Below are 20,100 nucleotides of genomic sequence, written 5' to 3' on the forward strand. Positions count from 1 at the left end.
TTACTCCCACGCCTTCAGCGACGACAACCCGATCGACTCTGGGATCTGGTCAACCGACAGCCGCTTGCGGAACACCCAGTACGTCCAGGCCTGGTACGCGATCACGATCGGGGTGACGACCACCGCGGCGATCGTCATCACCGTGAGGGTGTAGTCGCTCGACGCCGTGTTCTCGACGGTCAGGTTGAACGCCGAATCGGTCGTCGACGGCAGCACATTCGGGAACAGGCACGCGAAGAGCGAGGCAACCGTACCGGCGATGGCAATCGCGTTGGCGGTGAACGCGATTCCCTCTCTCTCGGCCTGCGTGGCGATCACCATGACAACCGCTGCGACGGCCGCGATCAACACCGGGATCCACGTCCAGCCGTTGCCGTAGGCGAACTGAGTCCACAGCAGGAAGACTGCCGCGACGACCAGCGTCGGAATGGCGAGCACCTTGGCGTACTTCTTCGAATCCTCTTCCAGCACACCACCGGTCTTGAGGCTGAGGAAGATCGCACCGTGGGTGAGGAACACCAGCAGCGTCGTGAGTCCACCCAAGAGACCGTAGGGGTTGAGAAGGTTGAAGAACCCGCCCGTGTACTGATGCGCCTCGTCGATCGGCAGACCACGAACGACATTGGCGAATGCGACGCCCCACAGAATGGCGGGAATCCACGAGCCGAGTCCGATACCGATGTCGCACCACTGCCGCCACTTGGGATTGTTAATCTTGCCGCGCCATTCGATCGAGACGACACGGGCGATCAGGCCGACCAGGATGAGGAACAGCGGCAGGTACAGCGCCGAGAACATGGTCGCGTACCACCCGCCGAACGCGGCGAACAGCGCGCCGCCCGCCGTCAGCAGCCAGACCTCGTTGCCGTCCCACACCGGCCCGATCGTGTTGAGCAGAACGCGACGTCGTTTGTCGTTGTCGGCTGCGTCGTCGTCAGCAGATACCTTGCTGTCGCCGCCGGTATGACTGCGTCCCAGGAACGGCATGAGCATGCCGACACCGAAGTCGAAGCCTTCGAGGACGAAGTATCCGACGAACAGAATGGCGACGATGATGAACCAGAGGTTTCCGAGCATCTCTCCCACTCCTCAGTACGCGAACGACAGTTGCTTGGGACCATCGGCATCGTGGTCGGTGACATCGTTGTCGAGCACCGGCGGGACGTCGTCGTGTGGACCGGGGCCCTCGATGATGTAGCGGCGCTGCAACAGGAACCAGACGACGCCGAGTGCGCCATAGAGGAGCGTGAAGCCGATCAGCGTCACCCAGACGATCGGGGCCGTGTGATTGGAGACGCCGTTCTGCACCAGCATGTGTATTCGCGTCGGGTCGAGGTTGTCCTGCCAGTTCGGCGCCACCACCCACGGCTGGCGTCCCATCTCGGTGAAGATCCAACCGGATGCGTTGGCCAGGAACGGAGTTGGGATCATCCACAGCGCAATCAAACCGAATTTGCGTGAGCTGATCACCTTCTTCTTCCGTGTCAACCACAGTCCGCCGAACGCGACGATGACCGATCCGAGAGCCCACGTGATCATCGCGCGGAATCCCCAGTAGGTGACGAACAGGTTCGGGGCGAAGTTCTGATTCGGTGGGACGCCGGGAGTGCCCGCCAGCTTCTCGGTGTACTCCCGCTGCAACTCGTTGACACCCTGGAGGGTCTGGTTGAAGCGATGAGTAGCCATGAACGACAACATGCCGGGGATCTCGATCACGTGGTCGATGTTGTCGCAGTTGTTCTGCCTACCGATGGAGAGCACGGAGAAGCCCGCATTCGTCTGTGTCTCACACAGTGATTCGGCGGCGGCCATCTTCATCGGCTGCTGTTTGAACATGATCTGCGCCTGGTAGTCGCCGGTGATGATCAGCAGTACTCCCGAGACGATCGCCACCCAGCACGCGAACCGGGTGACCGGGCGCCAGAGACGTCGTGCATCTCGTTCCAGATCCTCTGGCGTGGCGTCGATCTGGCTGGGCGACGTGGTCTTGGGCATGTCGGAGGTGTCGCCGGTCTTGATGGCCTCGCGCAACTTCTTGGCGCGCCACATGTTTCGAGCCATCCACCACGCGCCGATGGCCGCGACGAAGGTTGCCGCGGTCAACCACGCACCCACGATCACGTGTGGGAACGCGGCAAGAGTCGTGCTGTTGGTGATCACAGCCCAGAAGTTGTTCATGGCGGGGCGATTCCGCTCGTCGCTCCACTCGACGCCGACAGGATGCTGCATGAACGAGTTCGCGGCGATGATGAAGTACGCCGACGCGGTCACACCGATCGTGACCAACCAGATCGTCGCGAGGTGAATGGCCCGCGGCAAACGACTCCAGCCGAAGATCCACAATCCGAGGAACGTCGATTCGAGGAAGAAGGCGATCAGCCCCTCGAGTGCCAGCGGCGCACCGAAGACGTCGGCGACGTACCTGCTGTATTCACTCCAGTTCATTCCGAACTGAAACTCCTGCACGATGCCGGTTGCGACACCGAGGGCGAAATTGATCAGGAAGAGCTTCCCGAAGAATTTCGTGGCCCTCAGCCACTGCTCATTCCCGGTCTTGTACCAGACCGTTTGCATGATCGCGATCATCGGCGCAAGACCGATGGTCAGCGGAACAAGAATGAAGTGATAGACAGTCGTGATTCCGAACTGCCATCGTGACAAATCCAGAGCGTTCATCGCGTCTCGAATCTCATAGCCGCGCCCCCGGGCTGGGAGACGCGTCCTGGTACGAAAACACGAGCTTGCTACGACACCACGTAGTAGCTCGTTGTCGACGACGCTACGCTGGGCCGATCCTGGGGACAAGCAGCCAAAGGTCCCGTCGTCAGGATGAAGTTATGAGCCGTGTCTCACAGTGTCGCCGGCGTCTCGACGAGTACATCAACAAGGCAAAGCCGCCGACCTGCCTATTCTGAGTCATCGCAGATGGCACGGTCCACCAAATCGGCGAACTGCTCAGTATTCGACGCCACGGGCGTTACGTATCTATTAAGTGCGGTCACCCGAGCCGCCAACGTGACGCTACTCACGAGCCAAAACGAATCCGCAGCAATCAGGTCCGCGGTCCGCAGAATTCGCGTCTCGGTGCGCCAGCCCTCCTTCTCGGCCAATGCGAACGTGGCCCTCGCCGTGGTCCCGGGAAGAATGCCGACTTCGGTGGGAGGCGTGACCAACGTCTTGTCATAGACGGCGACGACCGTCGAACGCGGACCCTCGAGAACCGCACCCTCCGCGCTCAGGTAGATGACGTCGTCGAATCCCTGTGCCGTCGCGTGGCGCAGTGCCGCCATATTGGTCGCATAACTCAGCGTCTTCGCTCCGAGGAGCTGCCAGGGCGAGCTCGCAGCTGCATCGATCGAATAGCCACGGTCGAGCGTCACAACCGAGACACCGTCGCGTCGGACCGCCGTCACCCGATCGGCGACAGGTCCCACCGTCAGATACGCCGTGGGCGGACCGTCCGCGCCCGCACTCTCCCGGCCTCGCGAATAGACCAGGCGCGCAAGGCCCTCGGCACCCTGTGGCGCATCGGCGGTCCACTGCTTGGCCGCGACGTCGATCAGCTCACGCCACGCGTCGACGTCGGGCTCGGGGAGGTCGAGCATCGCCGCACTGCGCGTGAGGCGCTCGAGGTGCAGTCCGACGCACCGCGCGCGGCCCCCGCGCACGAGCAGCGTCTCGAAGATGCCGTCGCCACGCACCGCGGCGAGGTCGTCGGCGTGCAGGAACGGTTCGTCAGGCTCGTGGCGCTCACCGTCGAGGGTCATCAGGATCGAGTGCGACATAGTCCACGAGGCTAGTGCGTTCGCTGCGTAGAATCAGTGAGGTGGCGCCCTCCCCGATCTTGACCAGGTATTCCACCAAGGGCGCGGTCGCTGACCCGCACTCTCCCGCAGACGATTCGTCGACGACGCTCGCGTGGCATTACGGCGATCCCCTCGGCGAACAGCGAGCCGCCGTGCGCGGTGCCGTCATCATCGACCGCTCCGATCGTGCGGTGATCGAGGTCCCCGGCTCCGATCGCCTCGCCTGGCTGCACAACATCAGCAGCCAGCATGTGAGCCATCTCGCCGATCGACTCAGCGCCGAGTCGCTGTCCCTCGACATCAACGGGCGCATCGAAGACCACTTCGTCGTCACCGACGTCGACGAGGTCACCTGGATCGACACCGAGGGCGATCGCGGAACTCCGCTTCTCGACTTCTTCACCAAGATGATCTTCTGGTCCGACGTCGCACCCGCGGCCCGACCCGACATGAAGGTGCTGACCCTCATCGGCCCCGACGTGCTGCGCGGACCGATCGCCGAAGTCCTCGACATCGACCCCGACGCCGCGCCGTACACCGCGGGCGACCTCCCCGAAGCCCACCACGAAGAAGAGCCGCTCGGTTTCTGGCGCATCATGCCGCCGCTGTCGGAGGGGCCGCACGCATCAGGCGTACTGCCCGTCGTCGACCTCGTCGTCCCCGAGTCACAGATCGTGAGCTGGTGGGACACCGTGATCGAAGCCGGCGCACGTGCCGCCGGGAGCTGGGCATTCGACGCGCTGCGCGTCGCAGGCATGCACCCCCGCCTCGGGATCGACACCGACGAACGAACGATCCCCCACGAGCTGAACTGGATCGGCGGCCCGGAAGAGTTCGGCGCCGTCCATCTCGACAAGGGTTGCTATCGAGGCCAGGAGACCGTGGCACGCGTCCACAATCTCGGCAAGCCACCTCGACGACTCGTCCTGCTACACCTCGACGGCAGCGCCGACGACAAGCCCGAGCCGGGCGCCACCGTGACCGCGGGCGGCCGCACCGTCGGACGCCTCGGAACCGTCATCGACCATTTCGAACTCGGACCGATCGCCCTGGCCCTGGTCAAGAGTGGAATCGGCCCCGACGTCGAGCTCGAGGTCGGGGATGGACTGCCCGCCCGCATCGATCCCGACTCGATCAAGGTCGACGACCGGGTGCAGGCCGGACGGGCCGCGATCGACAAGCTGCGCGGCCGATGAGCGCATCGGCGAACGATCAGCCGCAGGAACTGCTCGGACATGTCCTGGCGGTCTGCGTCGCCGATCGCGACGTCGATCTGGGACGTGTCGGAGTGAGCGCGATCGACAAACGCCCCCAGCAGGGCAGGGTGGCCGTCGGCGACGAAGGCCTCATCACCGATCACGTCTGCGACAAGAAACACCACGGCGGACTCGATCAGGCCGTCTACGCGTACGACCACGCGGAGGCACACGAGTGGGCGACGACCCTCGGGCGTGAACTTCCTTACGGCTGGTTCGGCGAGAACCTCCGGGTCACCGGCCTCCCCGTGACCGACGCCCTGGTCGGCGAACAGTGGGCCGTCGGCGACGACGGGCTGCTCCTCGAAACCACGATTCCCCGTATCCCGTGCCGCACCTTCGCCGCGTGGGCTGACGAACCCCAGTGGATCAAGCGGTTCCTCGACCGCACAGACGTCGGCACCTACCTGCGGGTTCTCCACCCGGGCACGGTCGGCGCCGGCGACGACATCCGCGTCGTCTTCCGCCCCGACCACGGTGTGCGGGTGCGTCATCTGATCACCGGGACCGACGGCGATTCACTGCGTGCGTTGCTGGCCGACGACGACCTCGCACCCAAGGTTCGCCGCGAAGCCACCAAGAAGCTGGCTCGCGCATAGGCAGGGCAATCCACAGAATCCGTTTGGGCGCGCTAGACTGGTCAGCACGACAGATTCACTACCTAGAGAACGGGGCCGCCACTAGTTTGGCCGCCCCGTCATTGTGCGAGGGGGTCCCATATGGGCCGCGGCCGGGCGAAAGCAAAGCAGACGAAGGTTGCTCGTCAGCTCAAGTACTCCACTCCCCACACCGACTTCGACAGCTTGCAACGCGAGCTGTCGGGGTCGGACGATTCGGCGGACCGTCCGAATCCTGTGGACGAGTGGGCCGAAGAGGAGGAGTGGAAGCGCGCCTGACGCGTCCCTTCTCCTGCGGTAACCCGCACGACCTTTTAGTCACGTCGGTGATGCGCTCGGCAGTCCCGTGCGCATCACCGACGATGCTTACTCCCAGGCTCTAGAAGCGGGGATGCTCTCCGACGACCGTCACCTTGGGGACGTCGTGGTTCTTCGGTTCCGGTGAACGCTTGATCGAGCCGAGCACCCAGTTGTCGACGTGGCGGGCGGTCAGCACTGCCAGCGCACGGTCGGTGTCCTCGGGCGCCACGATGGCGACCATCCCGACACCCATGTTGAATGTACGTTCCATCTCGGCCTGCTCGACGCGGCCACGCTGCGCGATGAGCGCGAAAATCGGTGCGGGCGTCCAGGTTCCACGTTCGAGCTCGGCGACCAGGCCGTCGGGGATGACGCGTGAGAGGTTCTCGGCGAGTCCTCCGCCGGTGATGTGCGCGAAGATCCGCACGTCGGTCTCCGCAGCCAGTGCGAGGCAGTCGCGCGCGTAGATGCGGGTCGGTTCGAGGAGCTCCTCGCCCAGCGTGCGCCCGAACTCCTCCACGTGGCCACTGAGATCCATATGGCCCCATTCGAGCAGCACCTTGCGCGCGAGTGAGTATCCGTTGGAGTGCAGCCCCGACGCCCCCATCGCGATCACGACGTCGCCCGCGCGGACACGTTCGGGCGACAGCAGTTCGTCGGCCTCGACGATCCCGACAGCGGTTGCCGAGAGGTCGTAATGATCGGGAAGCATCAGTCCCGGGTGCTCGGCCGTCTCGCCGCCGAGCAGCGCACACCCGGCGGCCACACAGCCGTCGGCGATGCCCGCGACGATTTCTGCGACGACCTCCGGGATCACCTTGCCGATGGCGATGTAGTCCTGCAGGAACAGCGGCTCTGCACCGCACACGACGAGGTCGTCGACGCACATGGCGACGAGGTCTTGTCCGACGGTGTCGTGCTTTCCGACCGCCTGCGCGACAGCGAGTTTGGTACCCACACCGTCGCTCGATGCAGCGAGGACCGGCTCACGGTAGTTGCCCTTGAGTGCGAACAAACCGGCAAACCCGCCCAGTCCGCCCATCACCTCGGGTCGCGTGGCGCGCTTTGCGTGCGGAGCAAACAGCTCGACGGCGCGCTCACCTGCGTCGATGTCGACACCAGCAGCCGCGTACGACGCTCCGGCATCCGTCGGCGTCGAGTCGCCCGTACTCGGTTCGTTGGCTACCGAATCCTTCTCGGACATGTAGGCGCGCACCCCTGTTCGCAATCGCTGATGGTCGGATCACACGCTACCGGAGAGCGCGCAAGCAGTCGCCACAGGCAGCAGTTCACACAGAGGGGCTCACGGGGTGAGGTTCACCGCAGCGCGGTCGCAGGAGGATGAGTTCAGGGCCGCAGGACAGCGCTGGCGTTGTCGTTCGGCACTGTCAGCGGATCGACGCGGCCGTCACCTGCGGCGCTGGCGAGCATCTGCTCGAGGACAGCCTTGCCCATCGAGGTCTCCTTGGGGAGTTCGATGGGATAGTTGCCGTCGAAGCAGGCCGCGCACAGCGACGACGCCGGCTGGTCGGTCGCGGCGATCATCTCGTCGATGCTGATGTAGCCGAGCGAATCGGCACCGATTGCCTGGCGCACGCCCTCGACCATGTGCTCCTCGGACTCCATGCCGTTGGCGATCAACTCCGCGGGCGACGCGAAGTCGATGCCGTAGAAGCAGGGCCACCGCACCGGACTCGACGCGATGCGTACGTGGATCTCGGCCGCGCCCGCTTCGCGCAGCATCCGGATCAGCGCGCGCTGGGTGTTGCCGCGGACGATCGAATCGTCGACTACGACGAGCCGCTTGCCCCGGATCACTTCCTTGAGCGGGTTGAGCTTGAGGCGGATACCGAGTTGGCGAATGGTCTGCGATGGCTGGATGAACGTGCGCCCGACGTAGGCGTTCTTCATCAGTCCCTGGCCGTAGGGGATGCCCGATTCCTGGGCGTAGCCGACCGCCGCGGGCGTACCCGACTCCGGCACCGGGATCACCAGGTCGCCGTCGGCAGGGAACTCCCTGGCCAGTCGCCGACCGATCTCCACGCGGGTCGAATGCACCGACCGTCCGTGGATCACGCTGTCCGGACGGGCGAGGTAGACGTACTCGAAGACGCATCCGCGGGGCGTCGGCTCTGCGAAGCGGGTGCTGCGCACACCGTCGGCGTCGATGGCCAGCAGTTCGCCGGGTTCGATGTCGCGGACGAACGACGCGCCGACGATGTCGAGCGCCGCGGTCTCGGATGCGACGACCCATCCCCTGTCGAGTCGGCCGAGCGACAGCGGTCGCACACCGTGTGGATCGCGAGCCGCGTACAGGGTGTGCTCGTCCATGAAGGTCAGGCAGAACGCACCGCGCAGCGTCGGCAGGAGTTCCATCGCGGCCTGTTCGATGCTGCTGTCGGCCGCGCCGTGCGCCAGCAACGCGCCGACGATGTCGGAATCCGACGTCGCGGCTCCGCTGGCGATTCCCAGCTCACGGGCGCGACTTGCCAGATCAGCCGTGTTGACGAGGTTTCCGTTGTGCCCCAGGGCAACTCCGGTGCCTGCGTCTGTGGTGCGGAAGATCGGCTGCGAGTTCTCCCAGGTGGTCGAGCCGGTCGTCGAATAGCGGCAGTGGCCGATGGCGACGTGACCGACCATGGCGCCGAGCGTCTGCTCGTCGAAGACCTGACTGACCAGACCGAGATCCTTGAAGACAAGGACCTGCGAACCGTCGCCGACCGCGATGCCCGCGGCTTCCTGGCCGCGGTGCTGCAGTGCGTACAGGCCGTAGTAGCTGAGTTTGGCGACGTCTTCGCCTGGTGCCCAGACACCAAAAACGCCGCACTCCTCGCGCGGCTCGTTCTCGGGTTCGTCCATTGCGTCCCGTGCGGGACAGGCATGCTGGGTAGGAGCCAGCAGGTTGGCGCTTGTGATCGAAAGATCCGGCATACGACGGGCTCCCTGGGCTGAACGTGGCGGCACGGGCTTCGCGTGACGAAGGTAACCACCGGCAAGTTTACGTGCCGGTAGCTCCTGATTTCCAATTGTGCAGCGGCGTGGCACCTGCGGTTATTCCACGTGTGAGCCAGCGCACGCGCACATCTACACCCGAACGAGCGGCATCCACGTGGCCACCTCGTCGGCCCTGCTACCCGACGAGGCGACCGCGCCGCGCGCGACGAGGTCGCCGAAATCGGCATCCCCGACGGCCAGCAGCAGCCACGACCTCGGATCGGTCTCGACAACGTTGGGCGGTGTCCCTCGCGTGTGGCGCGGCCCCTCGATGCACTGCACCGCCACGAACGGAGGCACCCGCACCTCGACGGAGTTTCCCGGCGCGATGTCTTCGAGGGTGCGCGCGGTCAGCCGCACGGCAGCTGCGAGTTCGGCTCGGCCGGGTGCGGGCAGGGTGTCGTCGCGCAACCAGGGCGCGACAGCGAGGACCGCCGCGCGGGCGGCCGCGGGGTCGATCGGTTTTCGCGCAGGCACCCCGCAATGATGCACCCGCCGCGTCGACGCCGATCCCGGTGCCCTCGGACAGTGTTGACCCGAATGGCCGGTGCGCGAGCACCCGGTTCGGGCACCATTGACCGCATGGGAACCGATGTGCCCGATCAGAAGTTCACCGGAGCCGACCGGGTCCGTTTCCGACGCCAGGTCTCGCGCGGTACCGAGGCGATCGCGCGCATGCTCTCCGAAGGACTGTTCACCGATCACGGCGCACCCCCCGAACCCCTGCTGGGCATGGAGGTCGAGCTCAACCTCGTCGACGCCGAGATGAATCCGGCGATGGCAAACGCCGCGGTCCTCGACGCCATCGCCGACCCCGACTACCAAACCGAACTCGGCCAGTTCAACATCGAGATCAACGTCTCGCCCCGCCCCTTCACCACTGACGACACCATCTCTCTCGAGCAGGCTCTGCGTACCTCGCTCAACCGGGCCGAGAAGCGGGCAGCAGCCACCGACAGCCATCTCGTGATGATCGGCATGCTTCCCACACTGCGCGCCGAACACTTTGCACACCATTGGATTTCGGCCAACCCGCGCTACGACCTGTTGAACCGACAGATCTTCGACGCACGCGGTGAGGACATCGAGCTGGACATCACCGGGGTCGCCCTCGACGAGCACCACGACGCCGAACATCTGCACACCGCAACGGATTCGATTCTCCCCGAGGCCGCCTGCACCTCCCTGCAACTACATCTACGGGTCGCACCTGAGGACTTCGCTGCGCATTGGAATGCCGCACAGGCGATTTCAGGTGTGCAGGTCGCCTTGGCGGGCAATTCCCCGTTCCTGGCCGACACCGCGCTGTGGCACGAGAGCCGCATCCCCGTGTTCGAGCAGGCAACCGACACCCGACCGCTCGAGTTGAAGAACCAGGGCGTACGGCCCCGGGTGTGGTTCGGCGAGCGCTGGATCAACACCATCTTCGACCTCTTCGACGAGAACACCCGCTACTTCCCCGCGCTGCTACCCGTGTCGTCCGACGAGGATCCCCTCGCAACACTCGACGCGGGAGGCATCCCGGCGCTCGACGAACTGCGGCTCCACAACGGAACCGTCTACCGCTGGAACCGTCCCGTCTACGACGTCGTCGACGGCCAGGCACACCTGCGCGTCGAGAACAGGGTGTTGCCCGCAGGACCGACCGTCGTCGACACCATGGCCAACGCGGCCTTCTACTACGGCGTGGTGCGCGGACTCGTCGAACAGGATCTGCCCCTGTGGTCACAGATGTCGTTCGACGCCGCCGCGGAGAACCTCCACGCCGGCGCGCGGTCGGGCTTCGACAGTCAGCTGTACTGGCCGAGCGTCGGGTGGATACGCCCGGACGAACTCACGCTTCGGCGCCTACTGCCGTTGGCCGAGTCGGGTCTTCGCTCGTTCGGGGTGTCGGACAAGGCGCGGTCGCGGTATCTGTCCGTGATCGAGGGGCGCTGCATCACCCGCCAGTCGGGAGCGGTGTGGCAACGTCGCGCGGTGGCCGCACGCGAGGCCGCGGGCGAGAGTCGCGACGCGGCGCTGCACCGCATGCTCGCCGACTACGTCACGTTGATGCACGAGGGCGAACCCGTGCACGCGTGGCCGCTTTCCTGAAGGCTTTTCCACTACGGCTATGCGCCGACTGTGACCGCCTTCGGCTGGCCCGCCACGAGTCCGCGCCCGGTGACGAGCGGCAGATCGAGCGCGGTAGCAAGACCGGCCGACGCCGCGACCACAGCGGGAACCGCGTTGACAAGACGCATAGCCGTCACGATCATGCCCGAGACGTTGTGATCGCCGTTCTCCCCGTGATGGGTGAACTCCACCTGCATCTGCGGTTCGCCGGACACGACGATGCGGTACGAGCCGTCACCCTCCGCGGGCTTCGGCCACTCCGGACACTGATCGGGATGTGTGCGAGTGACGTGCTCGAGCACGATCCGGTCGGTGCCGTCGACCTGTCCCGCGACCTCGAATCGCAGTGCTGCCATCGTGCCCTGCGGAATCTCGACCGACACCGTCGAGTAGTCACGATCAGCAGCCACCCGCTCGACGCGTTCGACGAGCGGTTCGTCGAGCGTGATGCCCAGGCCCGCCGCGAGCTGCCGGACGACACTCCCCCACGCCATCGACAGCACACCCGGCGTCAGCAGCAGCGGCGTGCTGTCCATCGGTTGGCCGAATCCGAACAGGTCGCGCATAACGACGGGTTGGTAGTAGGTCGAGTAGTCGGCGATCTCCATGCACCGGACCTCGTCGATACGCTGCGCGAGGCTCGTCATCGACAGCGGCAGCACGTCGTTGGCGAATCCCGGATCGATACCGTTGACGTGCAGCGTTGCACCTCCGCGGGCTGCCGCGGCCTCGACCTGCTCGACCATCGACGCCGGCAGGATGCCGTGCGGGAATTGCAGCACGACCGGCCCGCTCGACACCACGTTGATCCCCGCGTCGAGAAACCTGGTCAGGTCGTTGATCGACTCGACGACGCGATCGTCTGTCATCGCGGTGTGCACGATGCAGTCGGGAGCGAGAGCCAACAGCTCGTCGACGTCCGACGTCGCGACGACCCCGAGTTCGCGCCCGAGGCCTGCCAACTCACCGGCATCTCGACCGACCTTCGCGGGATCGGATACCCACACTCCGACCAATTCCAGATCGGGGTGGGCGTCGATTCCGGCGATCGCATGCTTTCCGACGGTTCCGGTCGACCACTCGACCACGCGCAGACTCATGCCCACCAAACTAGAACACGTTCCACATCGGCGGACGGTATTCGGGCAATGCCCTGCCGGGCGTAATGTCGGCATCGATGTCGAGCTCCGAATACTCCGCCGCATCCGCCCCGCCACCCATCGCGGTCACGCACGCGGGCCGTCGAACCAGGCTCAAGTGGCATCGGGCACGGAGACGACCATCCGACACCCCGTTCACGGCATCGCGGATCGTCGAGGCGATGCGGGTCGGTGCGAGCGTCGAAGTCGACCTTCTCATCCATGCCGAGCGTGGGTTCGCGGTGCTGCACGATCGCGACCTCGCGCACTCGACGACGGGGCGCGGAGACGTCTCGCACGCTTCTGCGGCGTATCTGCGCGGACTGACGTTGACCGACAATGTCGGCGACCCGACGGACGACAGCGTCGTGCTCCTCGAAGACCTCGCGACCATGCTCGACGGCATCGAGATAGCCGACGACGCAATGCTGCAACTCGATTTCAAGGAAGACGCAGCGGCCCTCGACGACGAGGCGCTCAGCATCTTCGCGCGGGCCGTCGAACCCTTCGCGGACAACGCGATCCTCTCGTGCGGCGACGCCGACGCCGTGACCGCCCTCTGCGACGCCGCGCCCGACATCCACGTGGGCTACGACCCGTGCCACCGCGGCGCGATCGGCCGTGTACTGCACTCGGGGGATTTCCGCGGCTTCGTCTTCACCGCCTGCCGCGACTCATCGCGCGCCGAAATCATCTATCTGGACCAGGAACTCGTACTCCGCGCCGCAGATCTGATCGCGGCATTCCACGCGATGAAGCGTGAGGTCGACGTCTACACCCTCGCGCGCGCCGATGCGTCGTCGATGGCCAGGTTCACGCGGCTCGTCGAACGTGGCGCCGACCAGATCACCACCGACGATCCGGAGGGCTTCTTCGCGGAGAAACTCTTCGCGAACGCGCCCGAATCCGAGCGGCCGGAGTAGATCCGAGGGTCGGACCAGCGGCGAACGGTGGGTCAGACCCGCAGCGCGTCGAACGGCGCGACGGGGATGTTGCGGATCACCACCCACACGCCCACGACGACCAGCGTCACGATCGGGGCGAACCGCAGGTGCTGCCAACTGCGCACCCGGCGGCCCCGCCACAAACCCACGCAGTAGGCGACGAACGCCCACCCGAGCAAGGCGATGGCGACGACGCCGACTGCGTTGTACCGCAACGCTTCTCCGAGGTTGCCGTGCATGAGCCAGTAGATCGCACGTAGCGAACCACAGCCGGGACAATCGATGTGCAGCAACGCCTTCGTCGGACACATCGGCAACGGCCCGCCCGGCGTCGTGGGATCGGCGAACCAGATCGCGGTACAGCAGCCAACCGCTGCGGCGACAACCACCGCGGGTCCGGCAACGCGGTGACGCGACACCGTGGTGACCGTCCCGAGGACCGCATGCTCGATGCGGGCGGAAAGTCGCTCCCGCGGAGGATGCACGGGGCGCGGGTCCGACGCGGCGCCGTCGGCCGGCTCGCGTTCGGTCATCACGGGGTCGGTCATTCCGGTGTCGCGGTGGTTGTCAGTTCGCGGTCGTCAGTACGAGCTCGACGGGACGCTGGCGACGAGGATGACGAAGAAGATGACATAAATGAGGATGCTGACGACGACGCTCGCGACGCCCGCAATGGCACCCCACATGGCCCACTTCTTGGCATCATCGGCGGCCTGCTGCGCGCCCGCGTAATCGCCCGAGGCCCACAGGCCGTTCACCGACGTCGCCTTGACGATCGACACGATGCCCAGCGGCAAGCAGCAGAGCACGGTGCACAGGATCGCCCACACCAGGTTGTTTTCGGGTGCCGCGGGTCCGTAGCCGTACTGGGGCTGCTGCCCGTAGGGCTGCCCACCATATGGAGGCTGGCCACCGTACTGGGGCTGCCCATACTGTTGCTGGCCGTACTGTTGCTGATCGTATTGGGGCTGCCCATATTGCTGGCCACCGTAGGGCGCCTGACCGTATCCGCCATCCTTCTTCAGCGGGTCGCCCTGCGGGTCATACGGGTTGGTCATCGGGATTCCTCTCGAGTTTGGTCGAGTGGAGCGTAACGGACACGGCCAACGGACACCCTATACGGGCCGTCGATTCCATTCGAAGACCCGACAGCAGGAACAACGCCCGGCGAGCAGTCTCAGCCGAACAGCTTCGGCAGCGTGCCCTCGTGCACGGCGCGCAGTTCGTCGAGTGTCACCTCGAACTGGTCCTGCACGGTCACCGAGTCGGAACCCTGATCGACGACACCGATACGCGTCCACGGCATCTGTCGGGCGGTGAGCATCGAGGTGAACCGCGACTCCTCGGTCCGCGGCACCGCGACCAGCACACGTCCCGACGATTCGGAGAACAGCCACACAAACGGATCAGCGTCTTCGGGAAGCAGGATGCGACAACCGGTTTCACCTGCGAGCGCGGATTCGACGACGGCCTGGATCAGCCCGCCCTCGCTGAGATCATGCGCAGCCGAGACCAAGCCGTCGCGTGAGGCAGCAGTCAGAATGTCGGCCAGCAGTTTCTCGTGGTCGAGGTCGACCTCCGGCGGCACACCGCCGAGATGGTCGTAGGCGACCTCCGCCCAGATCGAGCCGTCGAACTCGTCGCGCGTCTCGCCGAGCAGGATGAGCGTCTCGCCGGGCTCGGTACCGAAGTCGGTCGGGAGTCGACGATGCACGTCGTCGATCACACCGAGTACACCGACGACCGGTGTCGGCAGGATCGGCGTCGACCCCGTCTGGTTGTAGAAGCTGACGTTGCCGCCCGTGACCGGAATGCCGAGCTGGCGACACCCGTCGGCCAACCCGTGCACAGCCTGCTGGAACTGCCACATCACCGCCGGGTCCTCCGGCGAACCGAAGTTCAGGCAGTTCGTCACCGCGCGGGGGGTTGCACCCGACGCCGCCACGTTGCGATACGCCTCGGCCAACGCGAGCTGTGCACCCCGGTACGGGTCGAGGAAGGTGTAGCGCCCCGAAGCGTCGGTGGCCAAAGCGATTCCTCGACCGGTCTTTTCGTCGATCCGAATCACTCCGGAGTCGGCATGCTCGGCGAGCACGGTGTTGCCGCGCACGTACCGGTCGTATTGATCGGTGATGAACTTGCGGCTGCAGAGTGCGGGCGACTCGAGCAGGTCGAGGAGTGTCTGACGCAGTTCGTCGGGAGTCGACGGACGTTGCAGGGCCTCCGTGGTCGACTCGACCACACCGTCCTGCCAGTCGGGGCGGGCGACCGGACGCTCGTAGACCGGACCCTCGTGCGCGACGGTCCGCGGCGGGACGTCGACGACGGTCTCACCGTTCCACGTGATCACCAGGTTGTCGCCGTCGGTGACCTCGCCGATCACGGTGGCGAGCACATCCCACTTGCGGCACACGGCGAGGAAGGCGTCGACATTCTCCGGGGTGACGACCGCGCACATGCGTTCCTGCGACTCGCTGGAGAGCACCTCCGCGGGTGTCATCCCCACCGCGCGCATGGGAACCTTCTCGAGTTCGATCTTCATGCCGCCGTCGCCGGCCGATGCCAATTCCGATGTGGCACATGAAAGTCCGGCGCCACCGAGATCCTGGATACCGACGACCAGCCCCGCGTGATAGAGCTCGAGGCAGCACTCGATGAGCACCTTCTCGGTGAACGGGTCGCCCACCTGCACGCTCGGCAGCTTCTTGCGATTGGGGCCGGACTCGCCGGTGTCGTCGAAGGTCTCCGAGGCGAGCACCGACACACCGCCGATGCCGTCGAGTCCGGTGCGAGCACCGAACAGGATGATCTTGTTCCCGGTTCCCGACGCGAAGGCCAGTTGCAGGTCTTCGGTGCGCAGCGCACCCGCACACAGTGCGTTGACCAGGGGGTTGCCCGCGTAACTCGAGTCGAAGACCGTTTCGCCGCCGATGTTGGGCAGTCCGAGCGAGTTGCCGTAGCCGCCGACACCGCGGACCACTCCGTCGAGCACGCGTCGCGTATCGGGGGCGTCGGCCCTGCCGAAGCGGAGCTGGTCCATCACCGCGATCGGGCGGGCACCCATCGCCATGATGTCGCGGACGATGCCACCGACACCGGTCGCTGCGCCCTGATACGGCTCGACGTAGCTGGGATGGTTGTGCGACTCAACCTTGAACGTGACGGCCCAGCCATCGCCGATGTCGACGACACCCGCGTTCTCACCGATGCCCGCGAGCATGCCCGAACGCATCTCCTCGGTGGTGGTCTCACCGAAGTAGCGCAGATGCACCTTCGACGACTTGTAGCTGCAGTGCTCCGACCACATCACCGAGTACATGGCGAGTTCGGAATCGGTCGGGCGGCGACCGAGGATCTGCTTGATCCGCTCGTACTCGTCGTCCTTGAGTCCGAGTTCCTTGTAGGGCTGGGGCTGATCGGGGCTGTCGACTGCCCGTTCGATTGAATCCACAGACGTTGAATCCACAGACACGGTCTCCACAGGATCGCTCACCTGCCAGATTCTACCGCCCGGCCCGCATCGGGCTCGGACTGTGTCGACCGCGACCCGAGCGCACGACACAACGGCTACGGTGATTGATCTACGCGAAGCGGTTCAATCGGACTTTTGGGGGGGATGATGACCGACGTCCGCAAGGCGCGGCAGCTCTTCGAGCTCGGGGTGCTCTCACTTGGGATCCCCGTCGAGGGCACCGACCCGGTCGACAACAAGGCGCAGGCAACAAAGGCATTCACGCGCGCCAGCGAGTGGGACCCGACCATGGCCGACGCCTGGCTCGGTCGCCTGGCCTGCGGCGACGCGTCGAACGAGGTGCTCTTCGCGCTCTATCGACACAGCGACCGCATCGGAGCGGAGCAACGCAGACTCGGACTGCCGCCCCGAACGCTTGTCGGGCGGTGGTACACCGGCATGTTCCTCGACTACCCGCTTACCGACGCCGTCGAGGCTGCGGCCGCCTACGCAGCGACCCTGATCGCGGGCGACGACTTCGCGGGAGCACGTGACGTCGTCGACGCGATTGCCGAGCAGCGTCGAACTCCGATCGTGACGTTCATCGAAGCCGTGCTCTACTTCCGCACCGGGCGATGGCCGGACGTGTTGTCGACGCTCGCGCGCTCAGAACAGTGGCACGACCCCCACATGAGCGCCGTCGCCGACTATCTGACGGGCACCGCCTGCGCGCAGCTCGGAATGAGCGCCGAAGCCATTCGACGCCTCGAACGAGCCATGTCATGCGCCATTCCCGCATGTGCGAGCCGGGCGATGTACACCTACGGGCTCACACTGCGCGGCGAGGGCAAACAGGCGCAGGCCACATCGATGCTCGAGCAGGCCTTCGCCAGCGATCCCTCGTTGACCGCGGCTGCCGACGCACTCCGGTCGCCCGCGACGCGACTGACCGTCACCACCGCCGACGAGATCGCGGCGCGGACCGATCCGTGGGATCCCGCGTCCGCCCCGACGACTCCACCAACACTCACATCACCGGACAAGTCCGACGAGGCGTCGCAGACCGCGGAAGATCTGGTGAGTGCCGCACAGGCAGAGCTCGACGCCCAGATCGGACTGACATCGGTCAAGGAGCAGGTCGCCAAACTGCAGTCGGCGGCGACGGTCGCCAGAATCCGCGCCGACCGGGGTCTCTCGACGTCGGCGCGCAGCCTGCACCTGGCGTTCACCGGGCCGCCCGGCACCGGCAAGACAACTGTCGCGCGCGTGATCGCCAAGATGTACTGCGGGCTCGGATTCATCAAGTCCGACAAGGTCATCGAGGCCACCAGACGCGATATGGTCGGCGAACACCTGGGCAGCACAGCCATCAAGACGTCGGCGCTGATCGACTCGGCCATGGACGGCGTCTTGTTCATCGACGAGGCGTACACCCTTGTCCAGCAAGGACTCTCCGGTGGCGACGCCTTCGGACGCGAGGCCGTCGACACCCTGCTGGCTCGCATGGAGGACAACCGCGACCGGCTCGTGGTGATCATCGCGGGCTACGACGCAGAGATCGACAGGTTCCTCGCCTCCAACGACGGCCTCGCGTCACGATTCGCCCGACGCATCCGCTTCGAGTCGTACACCCCGCGGGAGTTGGCCAGCATCGGCGACTACCTCGCGCGGCGCCGTGATTCGATACTTACCCCCGAAGCTGCGGCCGAGATCGAGCAGGCGTGTGCACCGCTCTATGAGGATGTACGCGAAGCCGGTGCGGGAACGCGGCGGGGAATCGACCTCGCGGGTAACGGCCGCTTTGTGCGGAACATCGTCGAATCTGCCGAGGAAGAGCGCGAATATCGGCTCACCGCAGGCGATCTGGGCTCGCTGTCAGCCGAAGACCTGATGCGGATCGAAGCAAGCGACGTGCGCGCCGCTATCGCGACTCTGATGTCGGGGTTGGCTCTGAACTCGTGACCTCGATGATCGCGTCGCGCAACTCCGGCAGGCAGATCACGAGGTCGGGCAGATAGGTGTCGTCCTGGTTGTAGACCAGCGGCGAGCCATCGATTCGACTGCACCACAGACCTTTTGCCTGAGCGACGGCAACCGGTGCCGCGGAATCCCACTCGTACTGCCCACCCGCGTGCACGTAGGCGTCGGCCTCACCGCGCACCACGGCCATCGCCTTCGCGCCCGCTGAACCCATCTGCACGACCTCGCCGCCGATCGCGTCGGCGACGGCCTGCGAGAAAGCGGGCGGACGAGAGCCACTGACGACGACGCGCGGGGCGTCACCGCGCGGAACCTCGGCGAGACCCTCGGTCGGCGCCACGGGCGTCTCGTCGTCGACATAGGTGATCCCGAGCGCGGGCAGCGCGACGGCACCGGCGATGAGCGTGCCGCCGCCGGTCGACGACCAGAGCGCGACGTGCACAGCCCAGTCCTTCCGGCCCTCACCGGATTCGTCGACGGCCCCGTATTCCCGTGTGCCGTCGACGGGGTCGACGATCCAGACGCGCGGCGAGATCAGCCGGGCTTTGTCGTCCGTCGACTCCTCCGAGAGGACAGCGTCGTCGGGGCGATCGGTGGCGAGGCGGGCGAGCAGGAAGTCGTTGGAGCGTCGATCTCCCTCGTCGCCGAGCGCGCGGCCGGTCAGGCCGCTGTTCGCGCGGATCTCGAGAAGCAGTTTACCTGCTGCGGTCGCCAGTTCTCCGGCAAGGCTGCGGTCGTCCACTCGTTGCCCCTTCCACCCTCTCGCCCAGGCGCCGGGATGCGCCTGCGCGCGCCGGCCACGCCGACGCCTGCTGATCGTAGACCGAGAGCTCGGCGCTCATAGCCCGAGAAGTTCGAGAACAGCGGCAGCCGTCTCCGCTGGCAGCCCGTCGGTCGGCCGGATCACGACATCTGGTTTCTCGGGCCGCTCGTAGGGCGAGTCGATCCCGGTGAAGTGACTGATCTCACCGCGCCGTGCACGGGCGTACAGGCCCTTGGGGTCGCGGCGTTCGCACTCCTGCAACGACGTGTCGAGGAAGATCTCGTAGAACGGCAGTGCGCGTTCGTCGTGAATCTCGCGGGCACGCTGACGCTCCGCCGCGAACGGCGAGATCAGCGAGACAATCGCGACGGAGCCGGAATCGGCGAACAGTGCCGCGACTTCTGCTGTGCGCCTGATGTTCTCGCGCCGATCGTCGTCGCCGAAACCGAGGTCGGAGTTGAGGCCGTGTCGGAGATTGTCTCCGTCCATCAGATACGCAGGTCGCCCCTGCGTGACCAGTCGACGCTCGAGTTCGATTGCCACAGAAGACTTTCCAGAGCCCGACAATCCGGTGATCCACAGGGTCCCACCACGGTGGGGGCGCTGCTCCCGCGACACTTTGCTGGCCTGCCACACGACGTTCGGGTTCAGATCGCGCTCATTGCCCGCCGACTGCCCGCCGTCGCCCCCGTCTGCGTTCATTCTGTCGTCATCCCCGTCGCGCCCACCTTCATC

At 65.8% G+C, this 20,100-nt stretch carries 17 protein-coding genes and 1 pseudogene; 6 read left to right on the plus strand and 12 right to left on the minus strand.

All coding sequences use genetic code 11. The annotated features are described in order from the left end of the window. From cydB to A5788_RS19695, 3 genes are all read right to left on the minus strand, one after another. Positions 1–1,077 (minus strand): cytochrome d ubiquinol oxidase subunit II, encoded by a 1,077-nt coding sequence (gene cydB, locus A5788_RS19685; protein ID WP_049698049.1) that lies wholly within the window; start codon positions 1,075–1,077, stop codon positions 1–3. A gap of 12 nt (positions 1,078–1,089) precedes the next feature. Next, positions 1,090–2,676 carry a cytochrome ubiquinol oxidase subunit I gene (locus A5788_RS19690; RefSeq protein WP_049697748.1) on the minus strand — a complete coding sequence of 529 codons (1,587 nt, stop codon included), beginning with the start codon at positions 2,674–2,676 and terminating at the stop codon, positions 1,090–1,092. A 230-nt stretch (positions 2,677–2,906) separates the two neighbouring features. Next, positions 2,907–3,785, minus strand: coding sequence for an aminodeoxychorismate lyase (locus A5788_RS19695; protein WP_049697747.1), 879 nt, complete (start codon positions 3,783–3,785; stop codon positions 2,907–2,909). 41 nt (positions 3,786–3,826) lie between these two features. Here A5788_RS19695 and ygfZ point away from each other — a divergent pair, with 41 nt between their 5' ends. The 3 genes from ygfZ (at position 3,827) to A5788_RS23620 (ending at position 5,958) form a co-directional block, all read left to right on the plus strand. Then, positions 3,827–5,002, plus strand: a complete 1,176-nt coding sequence (gene ygfZ / locus A5788_RS19700) for a CAF17-like 4Fe-4S cluster assembly/insertion protein YgfZ (protein ID WP_049698048.1) — start codon at positions 3,827–3,829, stop codon at positions 5,000–5,002. Continuing rightward, the gene (locus A5788_RS19705) at positions 4,999–5,661 is read left to right on the plus strand and encodes an MOSC domain-containing protein (protein WP_049697746.1); all 663 of its coding nucleotides are present in this window, start codon (positions 4,999–5,001) and stop codon (positions 5,659–5,661) included. Before ygfZ ends, A5788_RS19705 begins: the two co-directional genes overlap by 4 nt. Positions 5,662–5,781: 120 nt before the next feature. Next, positions 5,782–5,958 (plus strand): DUF3073 domain-containing protein, encoded by a 177-nt coding sequence (locus A5788_RS23620; RefSeq protein ID WP_005204191.1) that lies wholly within the window; start codon positions 5,782–5,784, stop codon positions 5,956–5,958. A 100-nt stretch (positions 5,959–6,058) separates the two neighbouring features. On the opposite strand, the gene purM is transcribed toward A5788_RS23620, so the two are convergent. From purM to A5788_RS19720, 3 genes are all read right to left on the minus strand, one after another. After that, positions 6,059–7,183 (minus strand): phosphoribosylformylglycinamidine cyclo-ligase, encoded by a 1,125-nt coding sequence (gene purM, locus A5788_RS19710; RefSeq protein WP_049698047.1) that lies wholly within the window; start codon positions 7,181–7,183, stop codon positions 6,059–6,061. A 143-nt stretch (positions 7,184–7,326) separates the two neighbouring features. Then, positions 7,327–8,910, minus strand: a complete 1,584-nt coding sequence (gene purF / locus A5788_RS19715; protein ID WP_005204188.1) for an amidophosphoribosyltransferase — start codon at positions 8,908–8,910, stop codon at positions 7,327–7,329. Positions 8,911–9,063: 153 nt separating this feature from the next. Continuing rightward, positions 9,064–9,450 (minus strand): sterol carrier family protein, encoded by a 387-nt coding sequence (locus tag A5788_RS19720; RefSeq protein ID WP_049697745.1) that lies wholly within the window; start codon positions 9,448–9,450, stop codon positions 9,064–9,066. A 105-nt stretch (positions 9,451–9,555) separates the two neighbouring features. On the opposite strand from A5788_RS19720, the gene A5788_RS19725 reads away from it, so the two are divergent. Beyond that, entirely contained in the window at positions 9,556–11,067 is a 1,512-nt protein-coding gene (locus A5788_RS19725; RefSeq protein ID WP_049698046.1) for a glutamate--cysteine ligase, read from the plus strand. A gap of 17 nt (positions 11,068–11,084) precedes the next feature. Here A5788_RS19725 and A5788_RS19730 read toward each other — a convergent pair whose 3' ends face one another. Then, positions 11,085–12,188 (minus strand): NAD(P)H-dependent amine dehydrogenase family protein, encoded by a 1,104-nt coding sequence (locus A5788_RS19730; RefSeq protein WP_049697744.1) that lies wholly within the window; start codon positions 12,186–12,188, stop codon positions 11,085–11,087. Positions 12,189–12,265: 77 nt separating this feature from the next. Between A5788_RS19730 and A5788_RS19735 the strand changes: the two genes are divergently transcribed. Next, a complete protein-coding gene (locus A5788_RS19735; RefSeq protein WP_064866280.1) occupies positions 12,266–13,150 on the plus strand; it encodes a glycerophosphodiester phosphodiesterase in 885 nt (294 codons plus the stop codon). 32 nt (positions 13,151–13,182) lie between these two features. On the opposite strand, the gene A5788_RS19740 is transcribed toward A5788_RS19735, so the two are convergent. The 3 genes from A5788_RS19740 to purL all read right to left on the minus strand — a co-directional run bounded on the left by A5788_RS19740 (position 13,183) and on the right by purL (position 16,652). Next, entirely contained in the window at positions 13,183–13,704 is a 522-nt protein-coding gene (locus tag A5788_RS19740; protein WP_414651988.1) for a DUF2752 domain-containing protein, read from the minus strand. Positions 13,705–13,752: 48 nt separating this feature from the next. Continuing rightward, entirely contained in the window at positions 13,753–14,229 is a 477-nt protein-coding gene (locus A5788_RS19745) for a CD225/dispanin family protein (RefSeq protein WP_082938029.1), read from the minus strand. Positions 14,230–14,348: 119 nt separating this feature from the next. Further along, positions 14,349–16,652, minus strand: a complete 2,304-nt coding sequence (gene purL / locus A5788_RS19750; protein ID WP_049698044.1) for a phosphoribosylformylglycinamidine synthase subunit PurL — start codon at positions 16,650–16,652, stop codon at positions 14,349–14,351. Between the two features lie 138 nt (positions 16,653–16,790). On the opposite strand from purL, the gene eccA reads away from it, so the two are divergent. After that, a complete protein-coding gene (eccA, locus tag A5788_RS19755) occupies positions 16,791–18,584 on the plus strand; it encodes a type VII secretion AAA-ATPase EccA (protein ID WP_049698043.1) in 1,794 nt (597 codons plus the stop codon). Here eccA and A5788_RS19760 read toward each other — a convergent pair. Both A5788_RS19760 and cysC read right to left on the minus strand, forming a co-directional pair. Beyond that, positions 18,544–19,344: a 3'(2'),5'-bisphosphate nucleotidase CysQ gene (locus tag A5788_RS19760; protein WP_049697743.1), complete on the minus strand. Its 801-nt coding sequence runs from the start codon at positions 19,342–19,344 to the stop codon at positions 18,544–18,546. The genes eccA and A5788_RS19760 overlap by 41 nt on opposite strands. A gap of 96 nt (positions 19,345–19,440) precedes the next feature. Beyond that, positions 19,441–20,010 (minus strand): annotated as a pseudogene (gene cysC, locus A5788_RS19765) (adenylyl-sulfate kinase); the annotation flags it as partial. Positions 20,011–20,100 lie beyond the last annotated feature (90 nt).

Source organism: Gordonia sp. 852002-50816_SCH5313054-c (assembly GCF_001665925.1).
Classification (GTDB): domain Bacteria; phylum Actinomycetota; class Actinomycetes; order Mycobacteriales; family Mycobacteriaceae; genus Gordonia; species Gordonia jacobaea.